General features: G+C 67.5%; 1 protein-coding gene. It reads left to right on the top strand.

Annotated elements, in window-relative coordinates:
• On the top strand, positions 1-255 hold a 255-nt coding region (locus tag ACG0Z3_RS23365; protein WP_474101715.1), incomplete at both ends, for an RraA family protein.

Raw genomic sequence — 255 nt, 5'->3', positions numbered from 1 at the left:
TTCGTGACAGCCCCGACATCGCCAGGTACACGATGCCGGCCTACCACGCGCGCCCCAGCGCCCCCACCAACCTGACGCTGCACCAGGCCATCGCCCTCAACGAGCCCATCGGCTGCGGCGACGCGCCCGTGTTCCCGGGCGATGTCATCGTCGGTGATGCCGAAGGCGTCATCGTCATCCCGGCCCACCTGGCCGACGAGATCGCCGACGAGGCTGTCGAGATGACCGCTTTCGAGGACTTCGTGCAGGAACAAG

The sequence above is a fragment of the Pelomonas margarita genome, assembly GCF_043555875.1.
GTDB lineage: Bacteria > Pseudomonadota > Gammaproteobacteria > Burkholderiales > Burkholderiaceae_C > Pelomonas > Pelomonas margarita.
The sequence above is the reverse complement of the archived record's forward strand: the minus strand, read 5'-3'. Positions and strand labels throughout refer to the sequence as shown.